The organism is Microcystis sp. LEGE 08355, assembly GCF_015207185.1.
Classification (GTDB): domain Bacteria; phylum Cyanobacteriota; class Cyanobacteriia; order Cyanobacteriales; family Microcystaceae; genus Microcystis; species Microcystis panniformis.
In genome coordinates this window covers 1-7,944 of the sequence record NZ_JADEXI010000181.1, presented here as the reverse complement: position 1 = coordinate 7,944, position 7,944 = coordinate 1, and the positions used below count along the sequence as shown (strand labels likewise).

The following is a 7,944-nucleotide window of genomic DNA, read 5'->3' as shown; positions in this document are numbered from 1 at the left end:
GAGCAGGGGAGTACAGGTTTTTGCTCTCATAGTAGGTTGATTCATGAATCAACCTACAAAGCACGACGTTTTGACAAATTTTCAGCTATATATTTCCGAGAAATCGACTTAAAACGTTGCCAGATAAGGATTTGAGATCATGACATTTCAGAGAATGAAACCCTACCCTTGCCCCCCCGATGTCGGGGGGGTTGGGGGGGTTGCCTCTTGCCTATCCTAACCAAGAAATTAATTTTGTTCTAGTCCTTAATCATATTCTTTTGCCGCTTGTACTAAGGATAAAAGTTGTCCGGTTTGATCGGTTCCCGATACTCCTAAATCACTGTGACAGAGGATAACTTTTTCGCTTACCCTTGCTAATAAATCCCTTAAAATTCTCTGTAAACGTGCCTGATTTTCCTCTAATTCTGCTTCCGTTGTCCAGCGTTGATAGGGACTTTCTCGCCAAAAAATCGGCGCAGCAAAAAGAGTGGAAGCACCTCCTTGTTCCCAGAGTGGGGAGGAACAATCTAGCCAAAAATGCCAACGATGACTAGAACGAAAAGAACGATATTGAAAGATATTGCCTAGGGTAACTGCCGGGGAAGATTTAATAAATTGTCGCACAGGATAGGGATTAGCAGTGATTGTGCCACGACGCAAAAGTTGGATAAACTGACTAATAGTTTCGCTGGGACTTTGAAAAGAGGGTTCACTCTCACGCAAACGGCGATCAATCTCCCAAAAATGTTGGGCAGTTTCCATTAATTCTCGCAAAGCTGCCAAGTGATCGAAGGGCAAATTTTCCCCATCGTTTAATAATTGTTCGATCGCTTGATTTAAGACAAAAATCGGGAAAAGTTTGGCTTCTTGCTGCCGTTTTTTCATCCCTTCGATCCAGTGACAAATTCTTTCGTAGGCAGTACAAGCTTTTTGTCCTAAGCGATCCCAACGGGGAAAAGTTTCGATCGCTAATAAACGAGGATTTTCCAGATCCACTTGATAACAATGATCGGCAATTAATCCGGCGCGAACCGGATCGATATCGGGAATTAAATTTTGTTCTTCATCCCAGCGATAACGGCTAAAAATCACCAGCATTTCCGCTATAGCCTCTTGGGGGGCTAAACGCCCCAAATTTTCATAAACAAGGGCGAGAAGGGTCAATAATGCCCGAATCAGAGGACAACTGATCAGGGGTCGTTGTTCGTTGAGGGGTTGAACGGCTATCCCAGCACCGGTTAAAATTTCCATCAGGCTATAACGGGCGATTTCGTCTAAACCAGGGGCAATAACGGCGATTTCTTCGGGTTTTACTGCTCCTTGCTTGACTGCTTGAATAATAGCTGTGGCTGTCTTCCGTAACAATTCGGCGCGAGAGGTGGTTTGCAGGGAGATGAATTGATCGGGAAGATTGCCAAGATAGTTACCGTCGCTGATTAAGGAGAGAACCGTCTCGCTAAACTGAGCAGCTAACCCGTCAGTGGTAGATAATGACATAATTTGACAGCGTGCCGCTAATTTTTGTAGATAATCGGGATCGGCAGTTAATCCTAAGCGAATTTTTCCCTGGGGATTGTAGGTAAAAACGCTAAAATAATCATGATCGAGGAAAAAACTGAGTAAATCCTTGGCAATAGCTGGATAATCGTCCACATCGTCCGCAAAAACTCCCCGGAAGCGTTTTAATAGTTGCTGTTGATAACGACTATCAGGGAATAAATAGCGCCAATAGAGTTCGTAGATGATACCATAACTTAATAAACCACGTTCTAGAGACCAATCACGCCATTGAATGATTAATTCTCCCACTTTTTCTGGTATTTCCTGCTCATTAATTGCTAAAACTCGTTTTAAATCTGTTTCTGATAATCCGTCGGCTAATCTTTCGGGTATCTTTTCTGCGGGAACACCACTAGCACCGGCTAATTGTAACAAATCGAGAACTTGACGGACGAAACGATATTCATTTATGCTAGTAAGCTGGAAGAATTCAGCGATTGCTGGTTGCCAGAGACGGGTGGCGAGTTCCTGCTCCGTTTCTGGGCGTAATCGGCGGGGAAATTGCGCTTTTAGCTCCAAAAACTCGAAAATTAACGGCCAAAACAGGATGACTTCATCGGTGAGAAAACCTAAAGGGGTTTTGCAGAGAATCGGATAGCTACCCCTAACAGCAATGGCTAATCGATCGGCTAATTCCCGTTTATTATCATCGTTGGCAGCGAAAACTAAGATCGATCGAGGAAGGGGGGATGATTTTGATTGATCGCGAGACACCCAGCGCCGAAATTCCCCGACTAAAGCGGTGGTTTTTCCCGATCGAGTGCCACCTTCGATCCAAATTGGTATGATTGACATCGTTTTTTCTCGATTGTATTTGTTAAGATAACTGATCGGTACTCTAGCTTTTCTCCCTTGTGGAAGTAATTGTTTCCTATGAATCTTAATCGGATTTTGCAAGGTGTTAATCAATGGTTATTACAAACTCCTGAACGTTCTTTAGATGAGGCTTATCATGCAGCTTTGAAGATTAAGGAAATAGAAGACAAGCATTTTCAAGGGCGAAAAGTGGCGAATGAATTCTCGAATTATGGCAGCAGCACTAATTCCTATTTTATCGCAGAAGTTAAAGGTTATTTGCAAAAAATTAAAGTCAGATTGACGGAGTTTAAAGCTAGTCGATTGATCGTTAATACCTTCGGTCCAAATCAACCAACAATTAATAATGGGGTGATTACTGTCACCACAGATGTTTGTCTGAAAAAACTTCAGTTTATCGATAGTATTATCGGAAAATATCAAGATAATTATTGGCCAGAAGATATTCAAGATGTTCCCAAAAGTATCCAGAACAGAAATTTTGAGCAGGAAACAGCCAAAAATAAGACTTCTAGAAATCGCTCTTTTTTAGCAGCGGGTAGTATTGAAGATGAGGAAATAATCAAAAGTAATAAATCCCAAAAAGCTACGGAAAGACCGGGGGTTTTACCCCGTTCTTTTGTCAATACTTTTAACCGCATTAAACAGGAAATTGATCCCCAAGCGGTAGAATCGGAGGAGGCAGTTTTAAAAAGATTTCGCAATTCTCGTTATAAAACCGCCATTTCTATCAAGTTTATTTTACTGTTAATTATTATTCCTTTGTTGACCCAGCAATTAACCAAAACTTTCCTGATTACCCCCTTGGTTAATAAATATTTCCAACAACAGGAACAGTTTATTTTTATCAATCAGGATTTAGAAGAAGAAGCTTTTTCGGAACTGAGAAGATTTGAGGAAGCTTTACATTTTCGAGGTATGATTGGTTTAGCACCCAAATTATCTAACGAAGAAATCGAGGGAGAAATTACTAAAAAAGCAGCGGTACTAAGTGAAGAATTTCGCCAGCGAGGCTTAAATGCGATCGCTAATATTTTCGCCGATATTTGTTCCCTGATTGCCTTTGGTTTTGTTGTCGCTTTTAGTCGTCGGGAAATCGAGATTGTCAAGTCTTTTCTGGATGGCATTCTCTATAATCTTAGCGATTCAGCTAAAGCTTTTTTAATTATTCTCTTTACCGATATGTTTGTCGGTTTCCACTCTCCCCACGGTTGGGAAGTGATCCTAGAAGGGTTAAGTCGTCATTTCGGTTTACCAGAAAATCGCCAGTTTAATTTTCTCTTTATCGCCACTTTTCCCGTTATCTTGGATACAGTCTTAAAATATTGGATTTTCCGTTATCTCAATCGCATTTCTCCCTCGGCAGTGGCTACCTATCGTAATATGAATGAATAGGGTAAAGTCAGGGAGAAACCTGATAATTTACTCTTCTAATTTGGGGGGGATAATTTGGCCGCTGTCTCTTGTACTTTGGTAAGTTCTAACTGCAAAGCAGTGGCAATCTGTTCTATACTTAAACCTAAAGCTAGTAAACTGGCGATCGCTTCAGTTTTAGCTTCTTCACGACCTTCTTCACGACCTTCTTCACGACCTTCTTCTTTAGCTTCTTGATAAAGTCGAGTTTGTCTGAGATCATCTAATCCGAACATAGCTTCTAACTCCGTGCGACTAAGATTAGTAAATTTATAGGCTAAGGTTCTTTCAATTAATTCTACAACTTTTTGCTGGAAAACTAGATCATCAATTTCAGCGATCGCTTTTTCTAAAAGTGGTTTTCCTCGTTGCTGTGCTAATTGGGGTGTAGCGACGATTAACTGAATAATTCCTAAACCCAGAGACGGAGCCGGACTATCGATTAATTCATCTAAATAAATACGTCTGATCTGTCCCGTTATCTCAAATCCCCGTAGTTGATAGGGAAAATTATTGTCGATATCCCTAGAGGCAAATAAAGCTACAGCCATCCAATCCTGAACGGGTTTATACTGATTGAGATAGATGACAATTTCTGTTAAAAATCGCCAATAAAAATCACTTTTATCCTGAAATTGCACTTCAACAAAGTAAATAATTAGTTCTGATGCTGCTGTGGTCGGTAAAAAAATACCGTCAAAACGACGCGCTAATTCTTTGATTTCTCGGGAGGAGAATTGATAATTTTCAGCTTTCTGGGTTGAGTCTCCCAGTAATTCAAAAATTAACCCCGGAAAAGTTTGCAAGAGTTGATAAAAAATTGTATCGGTCTTCACAAGCTTGAAAAAATCTAGATATTTACTAACAATTACTTACAAATCATCCAACAAGAGCGTGACTAACACCTTATCGACGCGATTACCGTCCATATCCACCACTTCCAAGCGCAACCTTTGCCATTCAAAATGATCGGCAGCTCCCGGAATCCTGCCAAGATGGGTAATAATAAAACCACCTAAAGTGTGATAATTGCCCTGTTTTTCCCCCGGTAATTCACTGATTTCAAATAATTCTTTAAAATCTTCGATAGCCACTGTGCCATCGATCAACCAAGAACCATCTTCCCTCTGCACGATCTGAGCATCTTCAATATTATCTAATTGGGGTAAATCGCCGACAATTGCCTCTAAAATATCCTGGCGCGTCACCAATCCTTGAATCACCCCGTACTCATCCACTACCAAGGCAATATGATGGCCACTTTGCTGTACCAATTCTAAAACCTTTAAACCCCTAGTGCTTTCCGGCACAAAAAGCGGCTGCTGTAAATCCTTCGTTAGATCGAAACTTTCACCAGTTAAACAATCGGCCAATAAGTCTGTGACTTCGATTACCCCCAAAACCTCATCTAAACTGCCCTGACACACAGGAAAACGGGTATGATTGCTCTCAATTAGCTTCTGGCGGTTAATTTCGGAACTATCTTCCAAATCTAGCCAAACAACATCTGGGCGCGTGGTCATAATCTGACTGACTCGGCGATCGCTCAATCCTAACACCCTTTCCACCATATCCTGTTCTGCTTCCTCAAAGGTTCCCGCTTCGGTTCCCTGTTTAAGCATAATTTTCAATTCTTCCTCCGTAATTGGGGAATCATTATTATTACCGCTAATCCCCAACAAACCGAGAATCAGATTAGTCGATTGACTCAAAAGATGGACAACGGGCGAAACAATTTTTGATAACCTATTCAGAGGATCAGCAACGAGGATAGCGATTTTTTCAGGATTACTTAAACCTAACCGTTTCGGCACTAATTCCCCCACCACTAGGGATAGATAGGTAATAATTAACACCACTAATCCTAATCCCAAAGCTTGACTGTAGGGGGCTAAAACAGGAACTTGGGCCAATAATTGCGCCACACTGACCGATAAATTAGCTCCTCCGTAGGCCCCAGCAAAGATACCCACTAGGGTAATGCCAATCTGCACCGTCGATAAAATTTGATTGGGATCATTGGCCAATTTTAAGGCCACCGCCGCCCGTCGATCATCTCTGGCTAATTGTTCCAAACGGATTTTGCGGGCTGAGACAATGGCAATTTCCGAGAGAGCAAAGACTCCATTGAGGAGGATGAGGAAGAAGATAACAAGAATTTCGGTAGTCGCCGAGAACATGGTTAAAATTTGCAGGTAAAAGGGCGGATAGTTGTTTGTATCATAGTGCGAGGATCGGTTAAGTTCAGTAAAGAATCATCTTGATTTTTAACGAGTTACGAAGGCTTGTGTCTGGAGGGGGTTACTCCCAGTATAAATGGGATAGGATCAAGTCCGCACTCTTAGCTCAGTTAGCAGTGAACAGTCAGGAGTGACCTGTTGCCAGTCAAAAAAGTTGTCCCTGGGAGAGTGGGGACAAACTATCTCAATCTATTCGCCTGAAAAATTATGATCGCTACACCCGTATCATCGAAATCGAACCCTATCACGGAAATCCGCCCCGGACTACCGACTATTTGCGGTTGGGAACAGGAAATTGCAGCGATTGTTAATCACGATGATCCGATCTTTTTACCGACAACAAATCTCAAATTAGACCATATCAACGCTGGTTTTGCCTGTGCTTTGCATATGCACCAACCCACCATCCCCGCGGGTGTTAACGGTGAATTAATCTGCAATCTCCAGCATATGTTCGAGAATCAGGGGGATGGCGATAACCATAATGCCAGCGTTTTTGCCTGGTGTTACAGTCGCATGGGCGATTTTATCCCAGAATTGGTGGCGGAAGGCTGTAATCCCCGGATTATGCTCGATTATTCTGGCAATCTCCTCTGGGGTTTGGTACAGATGGGACGGCAGGATATCCTCGATAAACTCAAATTAATCACCTGTAACAGTCAATATCAACCCTATGTGGAATGGTTGGGGACGATGTGGAGTCATGCGGTGGCTCCTTCCACACCGATTCCCGATCTAAAATTACAGATGCAAGCATGGCAAACCTATTTTGCCTCGATTTTTGGCCCGGATGCCCTGAAACGAGTCAAAGGGTTCTCTCCCCCGGAAATGCACCTTCCTAACCATCCCGATACCCTCTACGAGTATATTAAAGCTCTGAAAGAATGCGGCTATCGTTGGTTATTGGTACAGGAACACTCGGTGGAAAATCTCGACGGTTCGGGATTGAGTCAGGAACAAAAATATATTCCTAATCGCCTGGTGGCCCGTAATTCTCGGGGTGAAGTGATTGCGATTACTGCTTTGATTAAAACCCAGGGTTCCGACACCAAATTAGTCGCCCAAATGCAACCCTACCACGAGGCCAAATGCCGCGGTAAACAGCAAATCGGCGGCGTTTGGGTTCCTTCCCTAGGTTCCCAGATTGCCGACGGTGAAAATGGTGGCGTGATGATGAATGAATTTCCTCGCGATTTTCCCAATCCTTGGCGGGAAATGCAGGGGGGTTCCACTGTGGCAGGATTTAACGGTACGGAATATCTGGAGTTAATCGAGGCTGCTGGCGTTAATCCCCAAGATTATCCCCCAATTCAAGCCGTACACCAGCATAAAATCTGGCAGCGAGTTAATCCCGATGCCGCTACCCCGGAAGCAGTGGAACAGGCGATCGCTGAGTTAAAACAGTCCGACCACCGTTTTAGCATGGATGGGGCATCTTGGACAAATGATCTCAGTTGGGTGCGCGGTTACGAAAATGTCCTCGAACCGATGAACCAATTAAGCGCTCAATTCCACGAGAAATATGATCCTTTAGTACAGGCGGATCCTAGTTTTACCCGACGACCGGATTATCTGGAAGCACTGCTTTATAATTTGCTCGTGCAAACCAGTTGTTTCCGTTATTGGGGCCAGGGTACTTGGACTGATTATGCCCGCACTTTGTACGAAAGAGGCGCGGCCCTAACCCGCTAAGATATTAAGCTATCTAGGGTTGGCTGAAAAAGCTTTTCAGCCAACCCTAATTAGGGTTGGCTGAATAAATCTAAAAACCTTGTTGGGTAAGACTTTTAGACTTTTTTTCCTTCAAAAAGTGCCTACCATTGGAGTGATCGGGGGGAAAATTCAGGTACTTTTTCCCTGAAAATTAGGTAGTTGACCACCTGAAAATCGGTAAAACCCCACACCCTACACCCTACACCCCACACCCTACCCC

5 protein-coding genes are annotated in these 7,944 nt (G+C 43.0%); 2 read left to right on the top strand and 3 right to left on the bottom strand.

Annotated elements, in window-relative coordinates; translation table 11 throughout:
- Window positions 1-246: 246 nt before the first annotated feature.
- Window positions 247-2,337 carry a recombinase family protein gene (locus IQ242_RS11095; protein WP_193960015.1) on the bottom strand — a complete coding sequence of 697 codons (2,091 nt, stop codon included), beginning with the start codon at window positions 2,335-2,337 and terminating at the stop codon, window positions 247-249.
- Between the two features lie 78 nt (window positions 2,338-2,415).
- Here IQ242_RS11095 and IQ242_RS11090 point away from each other — a divergent pair, with 78 nt between their 5' ends.
- Window positions 2,416-3,753, top strand: a complete 1,338-nt coding sequence (locus tag IQ242_RS11090) for a proton extrusion protein PcxA (RefSeq protein ID WP_193960014.1) — start codon at window positions 2,416-2,418, stop codon at window positions 3,751-3,753.
- A gap of 35 nt (window positions 3,754-3,788) precedes the next feature.
- On the opposite strand, the gene IQ242_RS11085 is transcribed toward IQ242_RS11090, so the two are convergent.
- A complete protein-coding gene (locus IQ242_RS11085; protein ID WP_193960013.1) occupies window positions 3,789-4,607 on the bottom strand; it encodes an Rpn family recombination-promoting nuclease/putative transposase in 819 nt (272 codons plus the stop codon).
- 36 nt (window positions 4,608-4,643) lie between these two features.
- A complete protein-coding gene (locus tag IQ242_RS11080) occupies window positions 4,644-5,951 on the bottom strand; it encodes a hemolysin family protein (protein WP_193960012.1) in 1,308 nt (435 codons plus the stop codon).
- 267 nt (window positions 5,952-6,218) lie between these two features.
- Here IQ242_RS11080 and IQ242_RS11075 point away from each other — a divergent pair, with 267 nt between their 5' ends.
- The gene (locus IQ242_RS11075; protein ID WP_193960011.1) at window positions 6,219-7,703 is read left to right on the top strand and encodes a glycosyl hydrolase family 57; all 1,485 of its coding nucleotides are present in this window, start codon (window positions 6,219-6,221) and stop codon (window positions 7,701-7,703) included.
- Window positions 7,704-7,944: the final 241 nt, after the last annotated feature.